The 22,856-nt window shown below is 69.5% G+C and carries 28 protein-coding genes; 18 read left to right on the forward strand and 10 right to left on the reverse strand.

The window, feature by feature from the left end; genetic code table 11:
• Positions 1-81: 81 nt before the first annotated feature.
• The 3 genes from KBX21_RS20105 to KBX21_RS20115 all read left to right on the forward strand — a co-directional run bounded on the left by KBX21_RS20105 (position 82) and on the right by KBX21_RS20115 (position 2,637).
• On the forward strand, positions 82-1,218 hold the full coding sequence (locus KBX21_RS20105) for a sensor histidine kinase (RefSeq protein WP_049571184.1): 1,137 nt from the start codon (positions 82-84) through the stop codon (positions 1,216-1,218).
• Positions 1,215-1,868 carry a response regulator transcription factor gene (locus KBX21_RS20110; RefSeq protein ID WP_210843049.1) on the forward strand — a complete coding sequence of 218 codons (654 nt, stop codon included), beginning with the start codon at positions 1,215-1,217 and terminating at the stop codon, positions 1,866-1,868. The genes KBX21_RS20105 and KBX21_RS20110 overlap by 4 nt, the downstream gene beginning before the upstream one ends.
• A 103-nt stretch (positions 1,869-1,971) precedes the next feature.
• Positions 1,972-2,637: a class II aldolase/adducin family protein gene (locus KBX21_RS20115; protein ID WP_049571079.1), complete on the forward strand. Its 666-nt coding sequence runs from the start codon at positions 1,972-1,974 to the stop codon at positions 2,635-2,637.
• Positions 2,638-2,692: 55 nt separating this feature from the next.
• Here the strand turns inward: KBX21_RS20115 and KBX21_RS20120 are convergent, their stop codons facing one another.
• Genes KBX21_RS20120 through KBX21_RS20130 form a run of 3 tightly spaced genes read right to left on the reverse strand, consistent with a single transcriptional unit; the run spans position 2,693 to position 4,765 of the window.
• Positions 2,693-2,959: a helix-turn-helix transcriptional regulator gene (locus KBX21_RS20120; protein WP_049571074.1), complete on the reverse strand. Its 267-nt coding sequence runs from the start codon at positions 2,957-2,959 to the stop codon at positions 2,693-2,695.
• Positions 2,949-3,803, reverse strand: a complete 855-nt coding sequence (locus KBX21_RS20125; RefSeq protein WP_210843051.1) for an ABC transporter permease — start codon at positions 3,801-3,803, stop codon at positions 2,949-2,951. The genes KBX21_RS20120 and KBX21_RS20125 overlap by 11 nt, the downstream gene beginning before the upstream one ends.
• A complete protein-coding gene (locus tag KBX21_RS20130; protein ID WP_210843083.1) occupies positions 3,800-4,765 on the reverse strand; it encodes an ABC transporter ATP-binding protein in 966 nt (321 codons plus the stop codon). Before KBX21_RS20130 ends, KBX21_RS20125 begins: the two co-directional genes overlap by 4 nt.
• Before the next feature lie 276 nt (positions 4,766-5,041).
• Here KBX21_RS20130 and KBX21_RS20135 point away from each other — a divergent pair, with 276 nt between their 5' ends.
• Positions 5,042-5,452, forward strand: a complete 411-nt coding sequence (locus tag KBX21_RS20135) for a VOC family protein (protein ID WP_049571066.1) — start codon at positions 5,042-5,044, stop codon at positions 5,450-5,452.
• Position 5,453: 1 nt separating this feature from the next.
• Here the strand turns inward: KBX21_RS20135 and KBX21_RS20140 are convergent, their stop codons facing one another.
• Complete coding sequence (locus KBX21_RS20140; protein ID WP_210843053.1) at positions 5,454-6,221, reverse strand: alpha/beta fold hydrolase; 768 nt, start codon at positions 6,219-6,221, stop codon at positions 5,454-5,456.
• Positions 6,222-6,368: 147 nt separating this feature from the next.
• On the opposite strand from KBX21_RS20140, the gene KBX21_RS20145 reads away from it, so the two are divergent.
• From KBX21_RS20145 to KBX21_RS20155, 3 genes are all read left to right on the forward strand, one after another.
• Complete coding sequence (locus tag KBX21_RS20145) at positions 6,369-6,899, forward strand: DinB family protein (RefSeq protein WP_049571062.1); 531 nt, start codon at positions 6,369-6,371, stop codon at positions 6,897-6,899.
• Positions 6,900-6,990: 91 nt separating this feature from the next.
• On the forward strand, positions 6,991-7,188 hold the full coding sequence (locus KBX21_RS26970) for a type II toxin-antitoxin system VapB family antitoxin (protein WP_049571059.1): 198 nt from the start codon (positions 6,991-6,993) through the stop codon (positions 7,186-7,188).
• Between the two features lie 442 nt (positions 7,189-7,630).
• Complete coding sequence (locus tag KBX21_RS20155; protein WP_049571055.1) at positions 7,631-8,401, forward strand: SURF1 family protein; 771 nt, start codon at positions 7,631-7,633, stop codon at positions 8,399-8,401.
• On the opposite strand, the gene KBX21_RS20160 is transcribed toward KBX21_RS20155, so the two are convergent.
• Together KBX21_RS20160 and KBX21_RS20165 are read right to left on the reverse strand one after the other, a co-directional pair.
• Complete coding sequence (locus KBX21_RS20160; protein WP_199776542.1) at positions 8,377-8,811, reverse strand: DUF3817 domain-containing protein; 435 nt, start codon at positions 8,809-8,811, stop codon at positions 8,377-8,379. The genes KBX21_RS20155 and KBX21_RS20160 overlap by 25 nt on opposite strands.
• Positions 8,812-8,930: 119 nt before the next feature.
• The gene (locus KBX21_RS20165) at positions 8,931-10,475 is read right to left on the reverse strand and encodes a glycosyltransferase (RefSeq protein ID WP_210843054.1); all 1,545 of its coding nucleotides are present in this window, start codon (positions 10,473-10,475) and stop codon (positions 8,931-8,933) included.
• A 376-nt stretch (positions 10,476-10,851) separates the two neighbouring features.
• Here KBX21_RS20165 and KBX21_RS20170 point away from each other — a divergent pair, with 376 nt between their 5' ends.
• The 3 genes from KBX21_RS20170 to KBX21_RS20180 all read left to right on the forward strand — a co-directional run bounded on the left by KBX21_RS20170 (position 10,852) and on the right by KBX21_RS20180 (position 13,472).
• A complete protein-coding gene (locus KBX21_RS20170; protein WP_049571179.1) occupies positions 10,852-11,562 on the forward strand; it encodes a WbqC family protein in 711 nt (236 codons plus the stop codon).
• Between the two features lie 105 nt (positions 11,563-11,667).
• Complete coding sequence (locus KBX21_RS20175; protein WP_210843056.1) at positions 11,668-12,381, forward strand: PIG-L deacetylase family protein; 714 nt, start codon at positions 11,668-11,670, stop codon at positions 12,379-12,381.
• Between the two features lie 107 nt (positions 12,382-12,488).
• Positions 12,489-13,472, forward strand: a complete 984-nt coding sequence (locus KBX21_RS20180) for an NAD(P)-dependent oxidoreductase (protein WP_049571043.1) — start codon at positions 12,489-12,491, stop codon at positions 13,470-13,472.
• A gap of 99 nt (positions 13,473-13,571) precedes the next feature.
• Here KBX21_RS20180 and KBX21_RS20185 read toward each other — a convergent pair whose 3' ends face one another.
• Entirely contained in the window at positions 13,572-13,943 is a 372-nt protein-coding gene (locus KBX21_RS20185; RefSeq protein WP_049571040.1) for a DUF202 domain-containing protein, read from the reverse strand.
• Complete coding sequence (locus KBX21_RS20190) at positions 13,940-14,287, reverse strand: YidH family protein (protein ID WP_049571037.1); 348 nt, start codon at positions 14,285-14,287, stop codon at positions 13,940-13,942. The genes KBX21_RS20185 and KBX21_RS20190 overlap by 4 nt, the downstream gene beginning before the upstream one ends.
• A 273-nt stretch (positions 14,288-14,560) precedes the next feature.
• On the opposite strand from KBX21_RS20190, the gene trxA reads away from it, so the two are divergent.
• The 7 genes from trxA (at position 14,561) to KBX21_RS20225 (ending at position 21,050) form a co-directional block, all read left to right on the forward strand.
• On the forward strand, positions 14,561-14,935 hold the full coding sequence (gene trxA / locus KBX21_RS20195; protein ID WP_049571034.1) for a thioredoxin: 375 nt from the start codon (positions 14,561-14,563) through the stop codon (positions 14,933-14,935).
• 304 nt (positions 14,936-15,239) lie between these two features.
• Positions 15,240-16,112: a phosphate ABC transporter ATP-binding protein PstB gene (gene pstB / locus KBX21_RS20200; protein WP_049571031.1), complete on the forward strand. Its 873-nt coding sequence runs from the start codon at positions 15,240-15,242 to the stop codon at positions 16,110-16,112.
• Between the two features lie 56 nt (positions 16,113-16,168).
• Complete coding sequence (locus KBX21_RS20205; protein WP_210843058.1) at positions 16,169-16,954, forward strand: response regulator transcription factor; 786 nt, start codon at positions 16,169-16,171, stop codon at positions 16,952-16,954.
• A 401-nt stretch (positions 16,955-17,355) separates the two neighbouring features.
• The gene (gene pstS / locus KBX21_RS20210) at positions 17,356-18,501 is read left to right on the forward strand and encodes a phosphate ABC transporter substrate-binding protein PstS (RefSeq protein ID WP_049571020.1); all 1,146 of its coding nucleotides are present in this window, start codon (positions 17,356-17,358) and stop codon (positions 18,499-18,501) included.
• Positions 18,502-18,606: 105 nt separating this feature from the next.
• Complete coding sequence (gene pstC / locus KBX21_RS20215) at positions 18,607-19,617, forward strand: phosphate ABC transporter permease subunit PstC (protein WP_049571018.1); 1,011 nt, start codon at positions 18,607-18,609, stop codon at positions 19,615-19,617.
• Positions 19,614-20,522, forward strand: coding sequence for a phosphate ABC transporter permease PstA (gene pstA, locus KBX21_RS20220; protein WP_210843060.1), 909 nt, complete (start codon positions 19,614-19,616; stop codon positions 20,520-20,522). The genes pstC and pstA overlap by 4 nt, the downstream gene beginning before the upstream one ends.
• A gap of 309 nt (positions 20,523-20,831) precedes the next feature.
• Positions 20,832-21,050, forward strand: a complete 219-nt coding sequence (locus KBX21_RS20225; RefSeq protein ID WP_049571013.1) for an EF-hand domain-containing protein — start codon at positions 20,832-20,834, stop codon at positions 21,048-21,050.
• A gap of 2 nt (positions 21,051-21,052) precedes the next feature.
• On the opposite strand, the gene KBX21_RS20230 is transcribed toward KBX21_RS20225, so the two are convergent.
• Positions 21,053-21,772: a spermidine synthase gene (locus KBX21_RS20230; protein WP_234003908.1), complete on the reverse strand. Its 720-nt coding sequence runs from the start codon at positions 21,770-21,772 to the stop codon at positions 21,053-21,055.
• Positions 21,773-21,867: 95 nt separating this feature from the next.
• On the opposite strand from KBX21_RS20230, the gene KBX21_RS20235 reads away from it, so the two are divergent.
• The gene (locus KBX21_RS20235; RefSeq protein WP_049571006.1) at positions 21,868-22,275 is read left to right on the forward strand and encodes a DoxX family protein; all 408 of its coding nucleotides are present in this window, start codon (positions 21,868-21,870) and stop codon (positions 22,273-22,275) included.
• Between the two features lie 59 nt (positions 22,276-22,334).
• On the opposite strand, the gene KBX21_RS20240 is transcribed toward KBX21_RS20235, so the two are convergent.
• Positions 22,335-22,847, reverse strand: coding sequence for a hypothetical protein (locus KBX21_RS20240; RefSeq protein ID WP_049571002.1), 513 nt, complete (start codon positions 22,845-22,847; stop codon positions 22,335-22,337).
• Positions 22,848-22,856 lie beyond the last annotated feature (9 nt).

The following is a 22,856-nucleotide window of genomic DNA, read 5'->3' on the forward strand; positions in this document are numbered from 1 at the left end:
CCTCTGAGTGGACACCTGCTCGTAGCTCGCATGGGGGACAAAGGGAGCGGGGCCGTGGCCCTGCGCCACTACAATTCGTCCGTGACCTGGCTCCGACGTCCTCCCCTGCTGTGGCGGCGGCTCGACGTCACCGTCCGAGACCTGCCCCTGGCCCTGATCCTCCTGTCCGTCTCCTGCGTTCCGGCGCTGCACGGATACGGCACCCAGGTCGGCGGCGTGCCGGACCGCCCCCTCGACGCCCTGGGCGTGCTCGCGCTCACCCTCCAGTGCCTGCCCCTGGCCGGTCGGCGGCGGTGGCCCGCGCTGACCCTGGCCCTGGTGGCGGCGGGCTTCGCACTCGACCAGCTGAGCGGGTACCACCTGATCGCCGGGACCGCGATGCCCATCGCGCTCATGAGCGCGGGCGTCCACCTCGACCGGTACCGGCGCACCACCCTGCTGGTCGGCACGGTGGCGTTCGTGGCGCTGGCCTTGGCGCTCACCCGGTTGGGTGAGGGCGAGACCCCGGCCGAATGGGTGATCTTCTACTTCGCGCACGGTCTGGCCTGGGGCATCGGATCGTGGCTGCGCTCCACCCGCGTGGCCGAGGCCGAACGCCGCCGCCGCCTGGCCGCGGACACCCTGGCCGCCGAACGCGCCCGCATCGCCCGCGAACTCCACGACGTCGTCACCCACCACGTGACCGCGATGGTCGTGCAGACCGAGGCCGCGCGCTACCTGACCGCCGCGCCCGAACGCCTCGACCAGACCCTGGGCACGGTCTCCGACACCGGACGCCAGGCCATCACCGACCTGCGGCAGCTCCTCGACGTGCTCGACCCCGCCCATCCCGCCCCAGCCAACGGCGAGAGGATGCTCGACGTGGTGGAGCGCACCCGCCGGGCCGGTCAGCCGGTGCGGTTCAGCGAGGAGGGGGCGCCGACCGGGACCCTCGACGGCGCCGACCTCGTCGCGCAGCGCGTCGTGCGGGAGGCGCTGACCAACGCACTCAAGTACGCGCACGGCAGCCCCACCACGGTGCGTGTGCGCCACCGCCCCGAGGAGATCACAGTGAACGTCGACACCGAGCGCCCCGGACCCGAGGGGGTCTCCCCCGGGGGCAGCGGGCGGGGCCTGGTCGGACTGCGCGAACGCGTCGAGGTCATGGGCGGCGACTTCTCCGCCGGCCCGCACGGTGACGGTTTCACCGTGCACGCGCGCATCCCCGCGCGGCGATGAGCACCAGGGTCCTGGTCTGCGACGACCAGATGCTGATCCGTACCGGGCTGGTGACCATCATCGGCGCCCAACCGGACATGGAGGTCGTCGGTGAGTGCGGTGACGGTCGGACCGCCGTCGAGCTCGCCGGACGGCTGCGCCCCGACGTCGTGGTGATGGACGTGCGGATGCCCGAACTCGACGGGATCGAGGCCACCCGACGGCTGGCCGGTTCGGGGGTGGAGCACCCCGTGAAGGTCCTGGTGGTCACCACGTTCAACCTCGACGAGTACGTCTACGAGGCGCTGCGCGCGGGTGCCAGCGGATTCCTGCTCAAGGACGCTCCCCCGGACCAACTGCTGAACGGTATCCGTACCGTCGCCTCCGGCGCGGCCCTGCTGGCCCCCGAGGTCACCCGCCAGCTGGTGGGCCGGTTCGCCGCCCGCATCCGGCCCACCCACGCTCCGGAGACGCACCTGCCCCTCACCCCCCGCGAGCGGGAGGTGCTGGGGCTGATCGCGAACGGGCTGTCCAACGGCGAGATCGCCACGAGTCTGTTCATCAGCCAGGAGACCGTGAAGACCTTCGTCTCGCGCATCCTGACCAAACTCGACCTGCGCGACCGCGTCCAGGCGGTGGTGTACGCCTACCGGCACGGTCTCGTCGCCTGACGGGGGGCATACAAATCGGACGACGTGACGTACATTAGGTGTACCTAAGTCGGCTGCTCCGGCTCCCCTAGGGACCGCCGCCCGCGCACCAACCGAGGATTTCATGCTGCTTGAACAGGAACGCCGCGACGTCTGCCTGACCGCACGCGCCATCGCCCAGCACCCGGGCGCGGCCCCCGGCGAGGCCGGTACCGTCAGCGTCCGCAGCGGCGACCTTGTGGTCGTCACCCCCCACGGTGTCCCCCTGGACCAGCTCCAGCCGATCGACTGCCCGGTGATGTCCCTGGACGACCGGATGCTGGAGGGTCGGCGCGACCCCGCCGCCGAGACCACGCTCCACCTGGCCGTGCACCGCCACGCCGCCGAGCACGGACGCGAGGCCCTCGCGGTGGTCAACGCGTTCACCGCCGACACCGCCGCGGTGTCCTCGGTGCTCCCCGAGCTTCCCCCGATCCACCACCGCGCCGCAGGGCTGGGCGGCGCCGTGAGCGTGACCCCGTACATGCCCTACGGCACCGGCGACATCGCCGACCAGGCGGTCAAGGCCCTCAAGGGCCGCGACGCCGCTCTGCTCGCCAACCACGGCGGGGTGGCCCTGGGGCGCGGTCTGGAGCACGCCCTGGACAACCTGCGGCTGCTCGACTGGCTCTGCGCCACCTACCTGCGCGCCCGCCAGCTCGGCCAGCCCCGGGTCCTGAGCGAGGACGAACTCGCCGAGGCCCGTCAGCGCGACACCTTCGGCTGGGCGGGCCCCGACCCGTTCCTCTAGGCCGAAGGGCACGGCCCCGGTCCGTCAGTCGGAGGGCCGGTCAGCCGTCAGCCGGTCACTGGCCGATGCGCGGGAAGGGTTCGGTGGAGAAGACGACCTCGACCGGGACCTCGAAGTACCGCGCGATGCGCAGCGCCAGGTGGAGGCTGGGGCTGTACTCGCCCCGTTCCAGGTAGCCGACGGTCTGGTAGTGGACCCCGAGGGCCTCGGCCAGCTCCCGACGGGAGACGCCGCGCTCGGCTCGCAGCATCGCGATCCGGTTGTGGATCGTCTCGGATCCAGGCGCCCTGGCGGAGCGTCCGTTGGTCTTCTCAGTGGGCACGCTTCATCGCTTCCTCTCGGGCCGCCTGTACCCGCGACCCCGACGTACGCCGGGCCATCCGCGGCAGCAGCCACAGCGCCACCGCGAACCCGACCAGCGCCCAGACTGCCAGAACCCCGGCGACCTGGGGCAACTGCCAGGAACCGGCGAGTTCGTAGGCGGCATGGGAGTCCGGAAGAACCGCGGCACGAATTCCCAGGCCGAGCCAGTACACGGGCAGCAGCAGGCCGAGGGCCTGGACCCAGTCAGGCAGGATCCCGAGGGGGAACATCACTCCGGAGACCATGACGACGGCGATCGAGGGGACGATCGCGAGGGAGGCCCCCAGACGCGGGTTGTCGATGAGCGACCCGAGGATCGCCCCGACCGGTGCCAGGGCGAACATGCCCAGCACGCACACCCAGAGCAGGGTGGCCCCGTCGGCACTGCTCCGGAACCCGAAGCCCTCGACGAACAGGACCCCCGGAACGACCATGAGGGCGATGGCCGTGACCGACATCGCCGTCATGTGCACGACCTTGGCGACCGTGTATCCCACCAGTCCGCGGGGGACCGCCTTGGCCCGCAGCAGTGTGCCGTCCTCGCGTTCGGTGGCCAGGACCTGGAGGACGGCGGTGACACCGAGCATGACCAGGGTGAAGGCGACGGCCCCGCTGAGTACCACCGCTCCGATCGGTGAGGCGTCGCCCTCCACGCCCAAGGAGTCGAAGACCACGGCCATGCCCACGAACAGGACCGGCACGTACAGGTAGCTGAACATCTCCTGGCCGCTGCGGAAGGACTGCCTGAACTCGATCCGGCCCCGGGAGAGACCGGCGCGGACCGCGTTGAGTCGGGCGTTCATCGGATCTCCTTGGCGAACTCTTCGGCGGGCCGGCTGGCCTCCCCGGCCTCATGGCGTTGGACCATGGCCAGGTAGACGTCCTCCAGGGACGGTCGGGTGACTCTCAGTTCTGTGATCCCTTCCCCGTGGACGGCGTACAGCTCCGCTATGTGCCGGGCGGGGCTGTCGGTGCTGTGCAGGTGGCGCTGTCCGTCGACCGTCCAGGTGACCTCACTGTCCTGTTCGACGAGGGAGGCCAGTTGGTCGGGACTGCCGTCCGCGACGATCCGGCCCCCGGCGAGGAGCAGGATGCGGTCCGCGATCCTGGCCGCCTCGTCGAGGTCGTGGGTGGTGAGCACGATGGTGGTGTCCTCCTCGTCGGCGAGCCGGAACACGAGGTCGTGGAAGTCGCGGCGGGCCCGGGGGTCGAATCCGGCGGTGGGTTCGTCGAGGAAGAGGAGTTCGGGGCGGCCGACGATACCGATGGCGACGTCGAGGCGGCGGCGCTGCCCTCCCGAGAGGTTCCGAACTCGCTTGGCGGCGTGTTCGCTGAGGCCGACGAGCTCCAGGAGGGCGTCGGTGTCGTGGGGGCGGACCCGTTCGGCCGAGGAGTGGGGGGCGTAGAACCGGCCGAAGTGGTGGAGGAGGTCGCGCACCCTCCAGGAACCGTGGTCGCGCCAGGACTGGAGGACCACGCCGATCCGCGCACGCCACTCCTCGTCGCCGTGGTCGGGGTCCGAGCCGAGGACGTCGACCTCCCCGGCGGAGCGGCGGCGGAAGCCCTCCAGGATCTCGATGGTGGTGGTCTTGCCCGCGCCGTTGGGTCCCAGGAGCGCGAGGATCTCGCCGCGCCGGGCGGTGAGGTCGACCCCGCGCAGGACCCGGTTGTCGCCGTAGTCCATGCGCAGCCCGCTGACCCGTACCACGGCCTCGCCCCGGCTTCCGGAGGCCAGGGCCGCGGCCCTGGCCAGACCCGGTGCCATGTGGCCTGTCATGGAAATCCTCCTCTTCGTCGCCTTCCTTGGATCTTTGATAGTACATGTACTACATAAGAGAGCATGGTGAATATCACCGGGGCGACAGGACCGCGAGGAGGAGCAGGGGTGGGTCCGACCCGTGGCGACGCAGGTCAACGCCGGGGACGAAAACGGGGTGACCGCATCCGGCCATGCCGCATCCGGGTACGGATACTCAGGCATGCGGCATGCTCGAACCTGAGAATGGTGCCGACTACCCAACCCGCACGGCAGGAGGCCCCCATGCGCTGTAGCTTCATCAGGCTCCTCGTGAACGACTACGAGGCCTGCTTCCGCTTCTACGCCGACACCCTCAAACTCCCCGTGCTGTGGGGCGACGAACAGAGCCGTTACGCCGAGTTCGACGTGCGGTCGGGCACGCGGCTGGCCCTCAACCAGCGCGAGGTGATGGCCGAGGCGCTGGAGACCGACACCGCGGATCCGGCCCTGCCCCACCAGGACCGGCTCGCGGTGATCTTCGAGGTGGACGACGTGGACGAGACCGCCGCAGGGCTGGTCGCGGACGGCGCCCGTCAGGTGATGGAGCCGCGCGACTGGACGGCGTGGGGCATCCGCGCCGCGCACTTCCGCGACCCGGACGGCTACCTCCTGGAGGTCAACAGCCCCCTGATCCCGCTGCCCGAAGGGGTCTGACTCAGGCCGCGACGTGCTCCATGAGCAGCTCGTTGACCCGGTCGGCGCGCTCCACCCCCAGCAGATGCGCGGCGCCGGAGACCACCTCGAACCGCGCCTCGGAGATGCCGTCGGCCAGGCGGCGCCCGTGCCCGGGAGGCAGCAGGGGGTCGTGCGCGGCGGAGGCGACCAGGGTCGGCACGCGCACACCGGAGACCAGGTTGCGCTGGTCCATCCCGGCGAGGGCGTCGCAGATCGACGCGTAGGCGCCCGGATCGACGGTGCCGAAGTCCTCCGTGAACCGACCCGCCACCTCCGGGCGGTCCTCGGTGAGGTCGGGGGTGAACCAGGGCAGGACCACGTCGGCGGTGACCGAGTCCATCCCGCTCTCACGCACCTGGGCGGCGATGCGGTCCCAGCGGTGTGTGGGAGGGGTGCGGGAGGTTCCGGCCAGCAGGGCGAGCCGCTCCAGGGTGCGCGGTGAGTTGGCGGCGATCCACAGCAGCAGGGAGCCGCCCATGCCCCCGCCGACAGCCGAGACCCGCGTGAACCCGCGGTCCTCCAGGATCCCGAGGACGTCCAGCGCCAGGTCCTCCACCGAGTAGGGTCCCTCGGGCGCCGGGGAGAACCCGTGACCTCTGTGGTTGATCCGCAGCACCTGGCGGCTTCGGGTCAGCTCGGGCATCTGGGGTTCCCAGACCGACATCTTCGTTCCGAACGGCGGCACGAGCAGCACGACGGGCGCGTGCCTGGGGCCGTCGAGCCGGTACTGGAGCGGAATCAGGGCCATGGAACCTCCGGGTCGCCAGACCGCCAGGTTATCCACAGTGCTTTCAATGAGGCCAGAAAACCCGGTCATGCCCAGCCAATGGAGGCCAGTGCCTGACCGCCACGCTTCCTAGAGTCGAGGCGACGAGACGGACACGGAGGAGTTCCCATGGTTGAGGTCAGCGAGAAGAAGAACCAGGTCGAGGTCGAGCGGGAGGCGCTGCTGGCCTTCCTGGCCCAGCAGCGGGCCTTCCTGCTCACCACCCTCCAGGGGCTGACCGAGGAGCAGGCCACACGGCGCACCACCGCGAGCGAGCTCACCCTCGCGGGGATCGTGAAACACCTGAGCTCGGTGGAGAACGGGTGGCGGACCTTCGTCAAGGAGGGCCCGCAGGAGGTCGACTACGAGTCCCAGGAGACACAGGAGTTCCACGAGAACAGCTTCCGCCTGATCGGCGAGGAGACCCTTGAGGGGACCCTCACCGCCTACGAAAGGGGCGCCGAGGAGACCGACGCCTACTTCCGCTCCCTGCCCCACCTGGAGATCAGCCAGAAGCTCCCGCCCGCGCCGTGGTTCCCGGAGGACGCCTCCTGGACCGCCCGTGACGTGCTGATCCACCTCATCCGGGAGACCGCGCAGCACTGCGGCCACGCCGACGTCATCCGGGAGTCCCTGGACGGTCAGAAGACCATGGGCTGACGAGCAACACGACACGTCCAGTAGTGCACGGGTCACGCTCCGCGTGCGGGACGATGGGCTGACCCCATCCCCGAGCGGCGAGGAGCGCGGCGTGAGCGCGACCTGGATCGACATCGACGACGAGGCACTCCGGGAGACCATGCGTTTCTCCGGAGCCCGCACCCGGGACGACGCGGTCAACCTGGCACTGCGGGTGTACGCGGCGCGCCACCGGAGCCGGACGGAGACCCTCCGGGAGCGCAAACGGAGTGAGCCCGCGCCCGGGGCCCGCCGGGGGAAGCAGGCCTGAGAGCGGGGTCACCGATCGGTGGCCCCGCCCCCTTCTGGTCAGCGCGGAACCAACCGGAGCCCGGGATCCGGACGCACTCTGGTGGGGCACAGGAGAACGGGGACGTTCCCACTGAAACAGTGGAAACGTCCCCGTCTACGAGGTGGCGAGGGTCGCCTCCGCATCCCCCCTCAAAGTACGGAGGCAACCCTCGCTCTGGGAAGCGGCCTGCGACTCCTCCCCCCTGGAGTCGCGGCCTGAAAGGTCTGCCACGTGGAAGCGATCTTGTCGTTCCGCGTTGTTAGAGACACTACCCACCACACCCACGAATAACAACCCTGTGTCACGAGAAACTACTTAAAGTGATCGTCATTCCTGGGGCGTGGCCCGACCAAGCGGGGTGTGGGCATCGTCAACACGGGGTCATGAGCGGCCGCTCGGAGGGCGGACATAGCCTGGTCGGGTGAGATCTCCGCTCTTGAGCCCGCGCTGGGTCGGCCTGCACCTGCTGGCCGTCCTCGTGGTCGTCGTGTGCGTCGCCGGCACCTACTGGCAGGGCACCCGCGCCTTCGAACCCGACCGCGACGTCATCACCAACCCGGTCGAGGACCTGGCCGACGCCATCCCCGTCTCCGACCTGGGTGAACCCGGCGAGTTCCTGCACCCCAACCTCACGACCAACACGGCGGTCGAGGTGTCCGGGCACTTCGACGCGGAGTCCCAGCTCCTCGTGCCCCGGCGCCTGGACGGGGTCGAGGGCTACGTGCTCGTTCTTCCCCTCGTCACCGAGGACGGGGTGGCCATGACCGTCAGCCGTGGCTGGACGGAGGACGGCACCGGGCTCCCGCCCGTCCCCGAGGGGGACGTCACCGTCACCGGTTGGCTCCAGCCTCCGCAGGACGCGGCGGAGGGGGTCGTCCCCATGGGCTCACCCGAGGTGGGGACGGTCGAGCGGATCGCCCCGTCCGTGCTGGTCGGAGAGTGGGACCAGCGCCTCTACGCGGCCTACGTCACCCTGCCCGAGAGCGAGCCCGCCGTCGACGGGCTCACCCCGGTGCCTCCGCCCGAGCCGCCCACGGAGTTCACGGTCAACTGGCGCAGCCTCAGCTACGCCGTGCAGTGGGCCATGTTCGGCGTCTCCGCCGTGGTCTTCTGGATCATCCTGATGCGCCGCGAACTGGCGGAGGGACGCACCCGGAAGACCGGGGATCAGCCCGTGGTCGCGGGCTCCTGAGCCTGCCCGGTCTGCCTTCCGGCGGCCAGGTCCCTGGCCTGCTCGGACCTGACCACCCGGTGCTCGACCACGAAGCCGAGGACCGGGATGGTGCCCGCGAGCACGACGCCCAGGGTGCGGCCCGCGCCCCAGCGGCGGTCCAGGGCCACCCACAGCACGACCAGCACGTACGCCATGTAGATGTAGCCGTGCGGCATGACGATGTAGAGCATCAGCGGCGACTCGGGGCCGAACCAGTGCTCCCATCCCTGGGGGGCTCCGACCAGGTGGAACATCGAGTCCTCACCCACCAGGTACTTCGCGGGCATGGCCAGGAAGGTCAGACCCAACAGGAAGACTCCCGTGATGTACGCGAGCACCCGGTACAACGCGAACGACACACGCCTCTTGTCCACTGCGATCTCACCCATTCAACGACTGCGCCCCGAGGAGGTCGGGTCCCCTCCAACGAGGCTAAGCGGTGTCCCGCACAGTGGGCCCCTGGGGTGGGCATGCTCGGAGAATCTCACATTTGCGCAGGTAGCGAGGGCTACCTGGGGCCCTTCTGGGAGACCCGGGTGGGACTGCTCCACCGGCCGTCGGACTCGGCGGTCCAGGCCTTGGGGATCATCCGCAGGGCCAGGTAGGAGTCCACGATCCGGATCGGGAAGAAGAACAGGCCGTAGAAGAGGTACGAGGGCCGCCGTCGGACCATGGTCATGACGCAGGTGAGCACGTAGTCCGGGACGAGCAGGCCGATGGCCAGGGCCGTCAGCGGCAGGAACGCGGTCACCGCCGTGAACCCGTCGGAGAGGAACGGCACCCCCGCCAGCACCTCGCCGCCGAACGTGCCCAGCAGCACGAACAGGGCGATCGCCACCGTCACCAGGAACAGCACCGAGACCAGCACGACCTCCACGATGTACAGGGCCAGGGCCACCCAGAAGAGACTCGGCCACACCTTGTGCCTGCGCACCGTCTGCCAGAAGCCGAGGGTCCAGCGGCCCACCTGCTTGCGGTAGTCCCGGAACGTGAACGGGTCCTGGCTGTAGGCCTTGGTGTCCGGCCGCATCGAGACCCGGCCGAGGCGCTTGTGGTGCACCTCGAAGGTCATGTTGAAGTCCTCGATCACCAGCCCCGGGGGGTTGACGGTGATCTCCCTCAGGGCGCGGCTTCGGTACACGCTCGCGAACCCCGGCACGATGAAGGCGACGTTGGCCCGCTTCCAGGTCTGCCCGAAGCGCATGAAGTACTGGAGCATGAAGTAGAGGCGGTCCCGGTAGGCCGAGATGATCCGCCCGACCAGGCCGCGCTCCCCGGGCTTCCACTCCGAGACGACGAAGCCCGCGACGGCGGCCACACCGGGGTCCTGGAGTTGACGTTTGGCGCCCTCCACGTACCCTGCGTCGAGTTCCGTGTCGGCGTCCAGAATCAGGACACCGTCGTAGTTTTCGGTCAGTGAGAATTCCTCGATGACCGCCTCGATGGCCCCGGCCTTGCCCCGGTTGGTGAGGAGTTCGAGGACGTTCACGCCGGTCCTGGCAGCGATGTCGGCGGTCGCGTCCCGGGACGAGTCCGAGACGACGTAGACGTCCCAGCGGGCGAACAGGCCGAGGGCGGAGGAGATCGCGGTGTCGATCACCGGCTCCTCGTTGTGGGCCGGGATGATGACGGCGAGGGTGATGTCCTCGGGGTCCTCCGCCACCAACGCCCCTCCCGGGGCCACGGTGTCGACGGCGCGCCTCCCCGCGTGCCCCGTTCCCTCGGCCGGCGAAGCAGCGCCCCCGGGCGCGCCCGCACCCACGAGCAGCCGCTGCCGTTCGCGGCCCCTGGTGACGCTCCGCCGCTGGTCCTCGGGACGTCGGCGCAGGGCGGCACGCGCCCCGCCCTCGGCCAGCCTGATCAGGCCGACCACGGTCCACAGCAGCAGGTTGAGGCCAAAGGCCATCCACAGGAAGACGTACCCGAGGGCGCCGATCCCCGCGGCGGCGGCCATGGTCGACGCGAAGTCGAACCAGTAGACGAACAGCGCGACGGCCAGCACCAGGGCGATCAGCCCGGTCAGTAGCCCACCGATGAAACGCACGATACGCACAGCCCTGCGAACCTCCGAATGTTATCGGTTTCGGACCGACATTAACCCGCAAAGTCGGCGATAGGTTGACGTCCTACACGACTGGTGGGTTCACCCGGGTTCGCGTCCTATGTAGGCCACGCAAATCGTATACACGGGCTTGCGTGAGGTGGTACCCATTAGAAGATATTTGCGGCGAGGTGCCGGAGGGGCCACCACCCCCGGTTTATACGAGGCCTCATGGGTCCCCGGTAAATCCCCCTCGCGGCCGACCGACGAGTTAAGGAGAACGCCCGGAGTGATCGGCGAGCCACGATCCCCCGCGCCAGATCCCGCGCACGGCGGCCCGGGTCCTGACCTCGGGAGCCCCCTCCCGAACAGCCCGGACGGCGCGCGCCTGCGCGTGGCCGTCCATCAGCCGCACTATTGGCCCTGGCTGGGACTGATCGACAAGATCGACCGTTCTGACCGATTCATCATGCTTGACACGGTTCAGTTCGAACGTCGGGGTTGGCAGAACCGAAACTACGTTGCCGGACAGGGCGATCCGGTCCTTCTCTCCGTGCCCGTCACCCAGGCGAGTCGCGACGAACGCATCCTGGACAAGAAGATTGACAACACACAGAAATGGCGCAACAAGCACTTCAGGGCACTCTCTGAACACTGTTACCGCAAAGCGCCTTACTGGGACGTTTACCGGGAAGAAATCGCCCAACTGTACGAAACGGAGTGGGAGGGCCTCGCGGACCTGGCCATCGCCACCACCCGCCTGCTGACACGCGCGTTCGGTGTCGACACACCCGTCCTGCGCGCGAGCGAGCTCGGGGACTTCCCCGGGCACAAGAGTGAGCTGTTGGCCCAGATCTGCGCCAAGGCGGGAGCGGACACGATGCTCTCGGGCGACGGCGCGAGGGACTACCTCGACCCCGAGGTGCTGAACCGCTACGGGGTGGCCATCGAGTGGCAGGACTTCCGCCACCCGGTGTACCGCCAGCACACGCGGGGACCCGCCGACGACTTCGTGCCCCGCCTGTCGGCGATCGACCTCCTGCTCAACGCCGGACCGGACGCGCCGCGCGTGCTCCGTCAGGCGAGAACGCGCGGCTGACACCGATCAGCGAGCGGGCACCGTCCGCCCGAGCCAACGGGCGGTGGCCCCGGCGGCCCGGGTGACGACCGATCGCCCCACTTCGGCAAAGAACGGGAAACAGGCATGACGACGGACTGGTCACAGGAGCGCCTCCTGGTCTACTCCCCCCACCCCGACGACGAGACCCTCGGCTGCGGCGGCCTGATGCACAAGGCCAAGCGCGCTGGCGCGGAGGTCTTCGTCCAGTTCCTGACGGTCGGCGACACCGCCGACCAGTCCGCGAAGGGCTTCTCCACGGCCGAGGAGCGCCACACCGAGATCAAGAAGGTCTCGGAGCACTTCCGCTGGGACGACTGGCACATGGCGCTCCCGGGCGACGAGCACCACCTGAGGCTGGACTCGGTCCCCCGGGTGGACCTGACACGGCTGATCGAGCGGGACAGCCCGCTCTCCGTCGCTGCCCTGCGGCCCACCGTGGTGCTCGTGCCGCACCACACGAGCTACAACCAGGACCACCAGGCCGTGGCGGAGGCCGTGCACACCGCGCTGCGGCCCTCGAACAACGGTCTGCGCCACCATCCCCGCATGGTGCTGTCCTACGAGGAGGCCGCCGACCAGTGGCGGTTCGAACCCGTGGGCTCCCCCAACCTCATCGTCGAGCTCGGCGAGCAGGACCTGGAGGCCAAGCTCCAGGCCATGGAGCTGTACGGCTCCCAGAGTCACGAACACCCCCACACCCGTTCGGAACTCACCCTGCGCAGCCTCGCCGTCCTCAGGGGCATGCAGGCCGGGGTGGCCCTCGGCGAGGGCTACCACGTCCTGCGCCACCTGGCCTGACCGGAGCGACGACTCGCCGACTCCCCCATCTGCTCCCTCACCTGTCACACGAAGCCCACCCCCGTGAAGTACGGATCACCTACACCACCCGTAGTGGAGGGAAAACCATGAAGGCCGTCATCACCGGTGGAGCCGGGTTCATCGGCTCCCACCTGTGCGACCACCTGGTCGCGCGGGGACACGAGGTCACCGTCCTGGACGACCTCTCGACAGGTTCACTGTCCAACCTGTCCCAGTTGAAGGGTTCTCCCGCTTTCCGGTTCGTCCAGGGGGACATCCTGGACCGGGAACTCGTGGACCGACTCGTCGCGGAGGCGGACACCGTGTTCCACCTCGCCGCCGCCGTGGGGGTCTACAACATCGTCGACAACCCGCTCCGTTCACTGCGGATCAACCTGCACGGCACCGAGAACGTCGTGGAGGCCGCGGTGCGGCACCGTGTCCCGTACATGATCGCCTCGACCAGCGAGGTCTACGGCAAGAACGACGCGGACGGCCTCAAGGAGGGTGACGACCGGATCTACGGATCGGCCACCAAGAGCCGCTGGTCCTACGCCGCCGCGAAGGGGCTGGACGAACTGGTCGCCTACGTCCACGGTGTGGAGTCCGGCGTGCCCTGCGTCATCACCCGCTTCTTCAACGTGGTGGGGCCCAGGCAGACCGGGAGATACGGCATGGTCGTGCCCCGGTTCGTCGACCAGGCCCTGTCCGACGAGCCCATCACCGTCTACGGCACGGGCACCCAGCGCCGCTGCTTCGGTTCGGTGTTCGACGTGGTGCCCGCGATGACCCGGCTGATGGACACCCCCGAGGCGTACAACCAGGCGGTCAACCTGGGCGGGCACGAGGAGGTGTCGATCAGGGGCCTGGCGGACAGGATCGTCGAGCTGACGGGGTCGGGCAGCTCGATCACCTTCCTGGACTACGAGGAGGCCTACGGCGAGGGGTACGAGGACATGCAGCGCCGCTACCCGGACACCTCCCTGGCCGGGCGCCTGATCGGATACGAGCCGACACTCGACCTCAACGCCATCATCGGGTCGATCGTCGAGCACCGCCGCTCGGCCCGCTCGGTCCCGGCACCCGCCTAGGCCCTGTTTTTTGGATCATTCCTCCCACCCGTCGTCCGCCCGCGCGGCGGCGACGGCCCCGGCCCTGGCACGGGGACGTCACGAGGCCCGGCCCCCGCCTCACGGCAGCAGCACCGTCGCCACCACGAACAGGGTCAGGGCGAGCACGCCAGCGCTGAGCAGGACCATCGCCCAGGGCCGGGCCACGCTCAGCGGTGGCCGCCCCGTGCCCGGCTCGCGGAGTCCGTGCCGGGTGTGACGCCACCGCAGCCACAGGTGCAGCCCGAGTCCGGCGCCCAACAGCAGGGTGAAGGCCATGACTCCCGCCCGGAGCGCGGGCGACACCTCGGGCACGACGGTGGAGCCGGGGTCGAGCGGCCCCCGCAGGTAGACCAGGCCCACCACGGTGAGCAGGATGAGCACGCGCTGCCAGGAGAGCAGTGTGCGCTCGGGCTGGAGCCCCGGGTCGCGGCGCACCTCCCCCGGATTCACAGCAGGTTCCCCAAGAGCACCATGAGGCAGACCACGCCCACCGCGAACGTGGTGATCAGCGGCAGCAGACTCATCGGGAGGGGCTGGCCCAGGCGCATCACGCGCTGCACGCGATACCAGCGCAGCGGCGCGTACACGGTGACGACACCGGCGAGCACGGCCAGCAGCAGCCCCACCAGGGTGCGCGGCGTCTCGTCCCAGCCCAGCGGAAGCAGGTGGAGGACGGCGACCGCGCCCGCGAGCAGTGCCAGGGCGGTCCGGATCCACGCGAGGAAGGTACGTTCGTTGGCGAGGGTGAAGCGGTAGTCCACGCCCTGCTCGTCCTCCGGCGCCTCGGAGCTCATCGGTCCCCCCGGTTTTCGGCGTTCGGCCCACAACGGAAGCTCCGGTCACGACAATGAACCCGTGCCCCGCAGGCCGACACTAACCGTGTTCGCTCTTTCCTCCCAAACAGGTATGCAACACGTGTTGTGTCGGAAACCACCGGTCCGGCGGACGTGCGTGGACCACCTCCGAGGCATGTGGAACAAACGAGTGGGCACTACCGCTGTAGCACCCAAGAGGATGGCAGTTGGCCACCGGTCGACACCAACAACGAACGAAGAGCAGGAGACCACGTGTCCACCGTCGAACTCACCAAAGACAACTTCGCGGAAACGCTGAAGGACAACAGCTTCGTCCTGATCGACTTCTGGGCTGACTGGTGCGGTCCCTGCCGCCAGTTCGCCCCCGTGTTCGACAAGTCCTCGGAGAAGCACTCGGACATCGTGCACGCCAAGGTCGACACCGAGGCCCAGCGAGAGCTCGCCTTCGAGTTCAAGATCCAGTCCATTCCGACCCTGATGATCGTGCGCGACCAGACGGTGATCTACAACGAGCCGGGTGCCCTCCCCTCCGAGGCCCTGGAGAGCCTGATCACCCAGGCCCGGGAACTGGACATGGACGAGGTCAAGCAGAAGATCTCCGAGCAGGGCGCGGACGCCAAGGAGTAGGGCGCCCCACCGCCCCCGTTTCACCGACCGCCCCGACGACCGTGCCACGACCGGCACGGAACCGTCGGGGCGGTCGTGTGCGCCACGGCGGAGGACACCCGATCGTCGCCGGCGGTCGCCACCCTGACCGGGAAGGACACCGGGAGGTCACCGGGGGCTTCCCACTCCACCGCGCACGTTCATCTTGGCCACGGGGTTCGTTCACCCGGGCTTCACACGGACATATTTGCATGGGAGTCGACCGCACTCCGCGGGTTTCATCCCCTCGTGCACACCGAGCTCCGTCCGACCCGGAAGTGGCCCCATGTCTGTCAGCAACACCGCGACCCCGCGAGGCACCGAGTCCGGCCGCGGCATCGCCCCCGACACCGTCCGGTACAACCGCGAGGTTCCCGGCCTGGGCGACCCCGTCTTCGACATCAGCGACCTGTCGATCCACTACGGGTCCAACAAGGCCGTGCGTGACGTGAACATGCAGGTGGGCCCGCGCCAGATCACCGCGATGATCGGCCCGTCCGGCTGCGGCAAGAGCACGGTCCTGCGCACGCTCAACCGGATGAACGACCTCATCCCGGGCGCGCGGATCGAGGGTCGGGTGACCTACCACGGCGAGGACCTGTACGCGTCCGACGTGGACCCGATCGAGGTCCGCCGCCGGATCGGGATGGTCTTCCAGAAGCCCAACCCGTTCCCCAAGTCCATCTACGACAACGTCGCCTACGGACCCCGGATCAACGGGACGCGCGGCAACATGGACGACCTGGTCGAGGAGACCCTGACCAAGGCCGCCCTGTGGGACGAGGTCAAGGACAAGCTGAAGGAGAGCGCCTTCGCCCTCTCCGGCGGCCAGCAGCAGCGCCTGTGCATCGCCCGCACCATCGCGGTGAACCCCGAGGTCATCCTCATGGACGAGCCCTGTTCGGCGCTCGACCCGATCGCCACCCTCAAGATCGAGGACCTCATGTACGAGCTGGCGGCCGAGTACACGATCGTCATCGTCACCCACAACATGCAGCAGGCGGCGCGCGTCTCGGACCGCACGGCCTTCTTCACCGCGAGCGTGGACGGCGAGGGCGACCGCTACGGCAGCCTCGTGGAGTACGACGAGACCGCGACGATCTTCAGCAAGCCCTCCGACCAGCGCACGGAGGACTACATCTCGGGCCGCTTCGGGTAACCCGACCCGGTCGAGCTCCACCCGCCCCCGCCGTTCTCGACGAAGTGGACCCGCCCATGCCCGCGCTCACCTCCTCCGCCCCGGTCCCCCCGCCCACCGGCGCGCCGGACGACGAGGTGAGAACGCGGCGCGCGGAGGGTCCGCTGAGGGTCCTGCTGGTGGAGCCCGAGTCCGAGCAGTCACACCAGCTGGTGCTCTCGCTGAGCGGACACGACGTGGACATCACGGTGTGCGTGGACGGTGCCGAGGCCCTGCTCCGGGTGGGGATGGTGCGGCCCGACACGCTGCTGACCAACGCCGCTCCGCCCGAGGTGGACCTGGAGACGCTGGTGCGGGTGACGCGCCGGGCCATGGACATCCCGATCCTGATCGGGGTGGGCGCGGGCGACTCGCAGAGGGCGATGCGGGCCCTCTCCGCGGGGGCCACCGCCTGTGTGAACCGCCCCTACCGCATCCCGGAGCTCGCGGCGCTGTTGCGCGGTTCGCTTCCCGGGAACGAGGTCGCCCCGCCGCCGAACCCGGGCGGTCCGGTGGCGCTGCGCTCGGGCGACCTGGAGCTGGACGCCCTGGGGCACCGGCTGTTCGTGGACGGGCAGCCGGTCAACCTGGCCCTGCGGGAGTTCGGGATCATGGACTTCCTGCTCCGGCACAGCGGCCGGGTGGTGAGCCGGGAGGAGCTGTGGACCGAGGTCTGGCGCAAGCCGCTTCCGCCGGTGAACAACACGATCGCCGTGCACATACGGCGCCTGCGGCACAAGCTGGGTGACTCCGAGGCCCAGCCCCGGTTCATCCACACGGTCCGGGGCATCGGCTACCGGCTGGACACGGTGAGCGGCGGGTAGGCGGACAAGGGAAATCGCGTACTTTTTCGAGGGCCGTCCGCCTGACACGGGACCGGCCCGCCATTCATGTGCGCGTCACCTTTTTCGGATTCCCACGGAAGGGTGACTCCCCGGGAATGCGAAGTTGTCATCCCCCTGAACCACACCCCCCGGCAGCACGCTCGGACACGTGATCATCACAGCAGGTCAGAGCGCACACCTCCGCGACGCGACCGCAGCCACCCGCCCGAGCGCACACCATCGCACACCATGGCCGTTATCAAAAAGTGACCCCCATTCACCTGCCATTCACTGTTCTTCTACCCAACCGCCTCTATTTCGATGACACCGCGACTTTCTACGCGCCTAGTGTCGTTTTACGTCAGCCCCGACAGCGGTCATTCAACGAGGAGAACCACGACATGCGCAACGGGCGTTCCAAGCTCGCCGTCCTGGCGGCCATCCCCCTGCTCGCCACGGCGTGCGGCAGCGGCTCCGACGGCGCGGACAACGGCTCCGCCGACGGTGCCGATCTCAGCGCCTCGCTGACCGGTGCCGGGGCCAGCTTCCCCGACCCGCTCTTCCAGGACTGGATGCACACCTACAGTCAGGACGTGCAGCCCGGCGTCAGCATCAACTACCAGAGCGTGGGCTCCGGTGCCGGTATCGAGCAGTTCCTTGAGCAGACGGTCAACTTCGGTTCCTCCGAGCGCTACCTGACCGACGAGGACCTGGCCACCGCCGCCGACGGCCGCGGCTGCGAGGCCATCCAGTTCCCGGTCGTGTTCGGCTCGGTCGTCATCGCCTTCGACAACCCCGACCTCGACGGTCTGGTCCTGGACGCCGAGACCATCGCCGGCATCTACTCCGGTGACATCACCTCGTACACGGACCCGGCCATCGCCGACCTCAACCCGGACGTGGACCTGCCGGACGACGAGATCATCCCGGTCCACCGTTCCGACAGCTCCGGTACCACCGAGGTCTTCACCCACTACCTCTCCACCGAGGTGGAGTCGTGGGCCGACGAGTACGGCTCCGGCGGCGAGATCGACTGGGCCCCCGGCCTGGTCGGCGGCCAGGGCAACGACGGTGTCGCCCAGGGCATCAGCCAGAACCCGGGCGGTGTGGGCTACGTGAACCAGGCCTTCGCGCAGGAGGCCGGTCTGGCCTCCGCCCAGGTGATCAACGCGGACGGCGAGCCCATCGCGCCGACCCTGGAGTCCACCACGGCCGCCTCCGAGGAGGCGGAGATCCCCGAGGACTTCCGCTTCAGCATCGACGGCATCGGCGGCGCGGGCTACCCGATCGCCGGTACCAACTGGATCTTCACCTACACCTGCGGCTACGAGCAGGCCGAGGCCGACGCGATCATCGACTTCTGGACCTGGGCCCTGACCGACGAGGGCGCCAACGAGATCGTCGCCGAGCTGGGCTACGCCCCCCTGGGTGACGAGCTGAAGGAGCGCGTGCTCGCCGAGATCGAGCGCACCAACTCCGAGAACGAGGGCGGTGACGACGCGGAGGCCGACGCTGACGCCGACACCGAGGACGGTTCCGAGGGCTAGCCCTCACAGGGGCCGGGGCCGGAGCGCCCCGGCCCCGCTCCCTGCCCCGACCGGGGCGCCACCGCGTCTCCCACTCCCACGAAAGCCATCAAGAGGAGAAGCTCCATGTCCACTGAGGCCCCAGAGGCCGCCCCGGCCCCGGAGGAACCCCGGCGGGGCACGACGCTGAGGTCGAGCAAGGGGAGGATGGCCGACCCCCTCTTCAAGTGGGCGGTAGCGTCCTGCGGCACCATCGTCCTGGTCATCCTGGCCCTGATGGTCCTGCGCACCACCACCGAGGCCTGGCCCGTCTTCGCCAAGGAGGGCTTCTTCGGCTTCCTCACCGGCGAGCAGTGGCAGTCGGGCAACTCCCGGACCGAGATCACCGGCACCTACGGCGCCTGGCCGTTCATCTACGGCACCCTGGTGACCGCGACCATCGCCATCGTCATCGCGCTGCCGCTGGCGATCATGGTCTCCTTCTACCTCACCCACCTGGCGCCCCGACGGATCGCGAAGCCGCTCTCCTACACGGTGGAGCTCCTCGCGGCGGTTCCCAGCGTCATCTTCGGCCTGTGGGGCCTGCACTGGTTCCTGCCGAACGTGCTGCGGCCGTTCTTCGAGTTCCTGGAGGGCGTCCTCGGCTGGTTCTTCCTCTTCGAGGGCCCGATCCGCGGGGTCGGCTACCTGTCCGCCGGGATCGTCCTGGCCATCATGATCCTGCCGATCATGACCGCCATCATCCGCGAGGTCATCGCGGTGCACCCGGTCGAACAGCGGATGGCCGCCTACGCGCTGGGCTCCACACGCTGGGAGGTCCTGCGCAACGTGGTCCTGCCCGCCAGCTTCTCCGGCATCGTCGCGGCCGCCATGCTCGGCCTGGGCCGCGCGCTGGGCGAGACCATCGCGGTCCTGATGCTGATCGGCGGCTCCCAGTCCTGGGGCGCGAGCCTCTTCGGGACCGGCAGCAGCATGGCCTCGCACATCGCCGCGACCTTCGGCGAGGCCACCCCCGAGTCCAGGACCGCGCTGATGGCCATCGGTGTGGCCCTCTTCCTGGTCACGATGATCGTCAACATCCTCGCCCGCGTCATCGTCTGGCGTCTGGGACGCATGACGGGAGACGCCGCCGTATGAGCACCATGACCGAGACTCCCCCCAGCAGGCACGCCCCCCTGAGCCAGCGGCCCCCGGGTTCGTCGTTCCGGCGACTGAAGGACCGCGGCGCCACGGTGGTGCTGACCGCGGCGATGGTCATCGCGATGATCCCGTTGGTCCTCATCGTCTTCGAGGTGACCCGTCGCGGCATCGGCGTGGTCAACCTGGACTTCGTCACCCAGACCGAGCCGCCGCCCCGGCGCGAAGGCGGCGGCTACGCGGCCGGGTTCTTCGGGACGCTGTACATCATGGCGCTGGCCGTCCTGATGTCGATCCCCTTCGGCATCGCCACGGCCGTGTACATCGTGGAGTACGGGCCCAACCGGCTCACCTCCGCGATCCGCTTCTTCACCGACGTGATGACCGGCATCCCGTCGATCTTCGTGGGTCTGTTCGTGTACGGCCTGCTGGTGATCGGCTGGGGCGGCATGGGCTTCGGTACCTTCGTCGGCGCGGTGGCCATCGCGGTGATGATGCTGCCGATCGTGACGCGGTCCTCCGAGGAGATGCTGCGGCTGGTTCCGAACGAGATGCGCAACGCCAGCTACGGTCTGGGGGCGCGCAAGTGGCAGACCATCGTGCACACGGTGCTGCCCGCCGCCGCGCCCGGTCTGACCACGGGTTCGATGCTGGCGATCGCGCGCGGGATCGGTGAGACCGCGCCGCTGCTGCTGACGGCCTTCGGTACGGGTCTGATCGTGACGAGCTTCCAGGGCAGCCCGCAGGGCGCCGTCCCGATGCAGCTGTACCGGGGCGCCACGCAGCCCTTCGAGTCCGGTATCGACCGCGCTTGGGGCGCCGCGCTGTGCCTGTTCATCCTGGTGCTGGCCTTCACGGTGGTCGCCCGCTGGGTCGGCTCGAAGGCCTCCACGAACACGCACTGACCCCCACTGACCCGCTGTCAGGGCACGTCTCCCCCGGAGGGGCCGCCGCCACCGTCCACCGGACGGGGCACGGCCCCTCTCGCGCGTTCCTGCCGCGGTACGCGGTCACAGGCCCGGCTCCCTGCGACCCGGGCTCTCTTCGTGCCGTCTCCGACACACGACCGCCCCCGAACCCGCACGTCGGCACCGTCACCCGGAAGGCATGGGACGGCCAACCGCCCGGCGACCGGGGCCTCCCGGTGGCCCCGGCGGGGCGCGCCTCGATAGCCTGGCGCGAGTTCGTTCCCCAGCAGATCCGGAGAGCCCCCGATGGCCGACACCACCGAGTACGCCGCCACCTTCACCCTCGTGGACACAGACAACGACGGCCTCATCTCCGCCCAGGAGCTGGCCTCGCTGATGCGCAACCTCGGCGACCAGACCACCGACGAGCAGGCCGCCGAGGTCGTGCGCGCGATGGACAGCGACGGCGACGAGCGGATCTCCCTGGAGGAGTTCGCCCGCTACATGTCCCGCGACCAGGGCTGATCTCAGAGGGGGTTCGAGGCCAGGTAGACCACGTCCGGGATGCCCCGGGCCACCACCACCTCCGCGACCTCCACCGTGCCGAAGCGGGTCCGCAGCAGGGCCTCGAAGCTGTCCACGCTGTTGGCGCTCCAGAAGGAGAGCACCCCGCCGGGGGTGAGCAGCCGGGTCAGCTGTTCGAGCCCGGCCGCCTCGTACAGACGGTTGTTGTTCTCGACCACGGTCCAGTCCGGGCCGTTGTCGGTGTCCAGGCAGATGACGTCGAAGCGGCCGGGCTGGTCGGCGGCCGAGGCCTCGGCGATCCAGGCGACGATGTCGGCGTTGTGCACTCGGCAGCGGGGGTCGCGGTGGACGTACTCGGCGGCCTCACCGAGCTCGCCCTCGTGCCAGGCGATCACCTGGGGTTCGAGCTCCACCACGTCCACGCGGGACACCCGGGGGTTGTCGAGCGCCTCGCGGGCGGAGAAGCCCACGCCCAGCCCGCCGACCAGCACGCGGGCGTGTGAGCGCCCCGGGGGAAGCTCGGCCAGGCTCAGGCGCACCATCTCGCGCTCGGAGGTGCCGTCGCGGGTGTCCATGAGGAAAAGGCCGTTGGAATAGATCTCGTAGTGGGCACCCACCTGGCGAAGTACCAGGTCACCGCCGGTCTCACCCGTCACTCTGGCGACGGTGACGGATTCACCCTCGACTTCGGGGTCTCGCGTTGGCTGGTTCATGCACCACATTGTGCCCCCGATCATGTCCCCGCGCGGCGGGCCGGTGAAGTACCACTTGTTGACTCATCAGTAGGTTGGGTTCCGGCGCGTCACGAGAGGAGTGCATGACCATGGGAAAACGCCTGGACAGGCTGCGCGGAGCGGCCCCGCTCGCGCTGGGGGCGATGTTCGTGGGTTCGGGGGTGCTGCACTTCGTGGCCCCGAGGCCGTTCGAGTCGATCATGCCGCGTCGGCTGCCCGCTCACCGGGCGTTCGTCTACGGGAGCGGCGCGGCCGAACTGGCCTGCGGCGTGGGCCTGCTGACCCGCCGGAGGTGGGCCGGACCGGCCAGCGCCGCACTGCTGCTGGCCGTGTGGCCCGCCAACGTCCAGATGGCGCTGGACTCGGGGTCGGGACGGCTGCCGTCGGTGGCCGACAACAAGGCGGTCGCCTGGGGCCGCGTCCCGCTCCAGGCCCCCCTGATCTGGGCCGCCCTCCAGTCCCGCCCCAAGCGGGACAACCCCGGTGGCTGACCGCTGAGGACCCTTAGGGCACCTGTGGCGAGCGGTCCGGTGGTCCGGGAGGGTGCACCTCAGACCCCGGGCTCCGGATCCTCGGCCGTGGCGTGTCCCCGGTGGGCGGCCATCGACTCGGCGGCCCGTCGTCGGGGGACCGCCATCTCGTAGACCGCGTACGCCGCCAGGAGCAGGGCTGGGACCGCCGCGAGCGTCCCGTACGCGGGATCGGTCGCGAACCCGGCGCCGACCAGGGACAGGGCCAGCATCGCGATGGTCAGGGACCCGATTCCACGCGGCTGCCAGGGGTTGAACGTGTACCAGTGGCGTTCCCACGCCAGCAGGTAGACCACCCGGCCCAGCTCCGGATCGCTCACCCGTTCGCCCGCACGGATCACGCGCGCGGCCCTGCGGCGAAGCCGCGAGAAGTACGGGGCCCGGTCGATCAGGCGTTCGCGGTGGACCTGGCCCCGGGTGTATCCGCGCTCGGGGGTGACCCGCATGCGGACGGCGAACGTCACCAGGACCGTGGTCGCCACGACGAGGACCCAGGGGGTCCAGGTGGGAAGGATGCTCGGATCAGTGTCCACCGAAGACCT

It is taken from the genome of Nocardiopsis sp. B62, assembly GCF_018070675.1.
GTDB classification, from domain to species: Bacteria; Actinomycetota; Actinomycetes; order Streptosporangiales; family Streptosporangiaceae; genus Nocardiopsis; species Nocardiopsis prasina.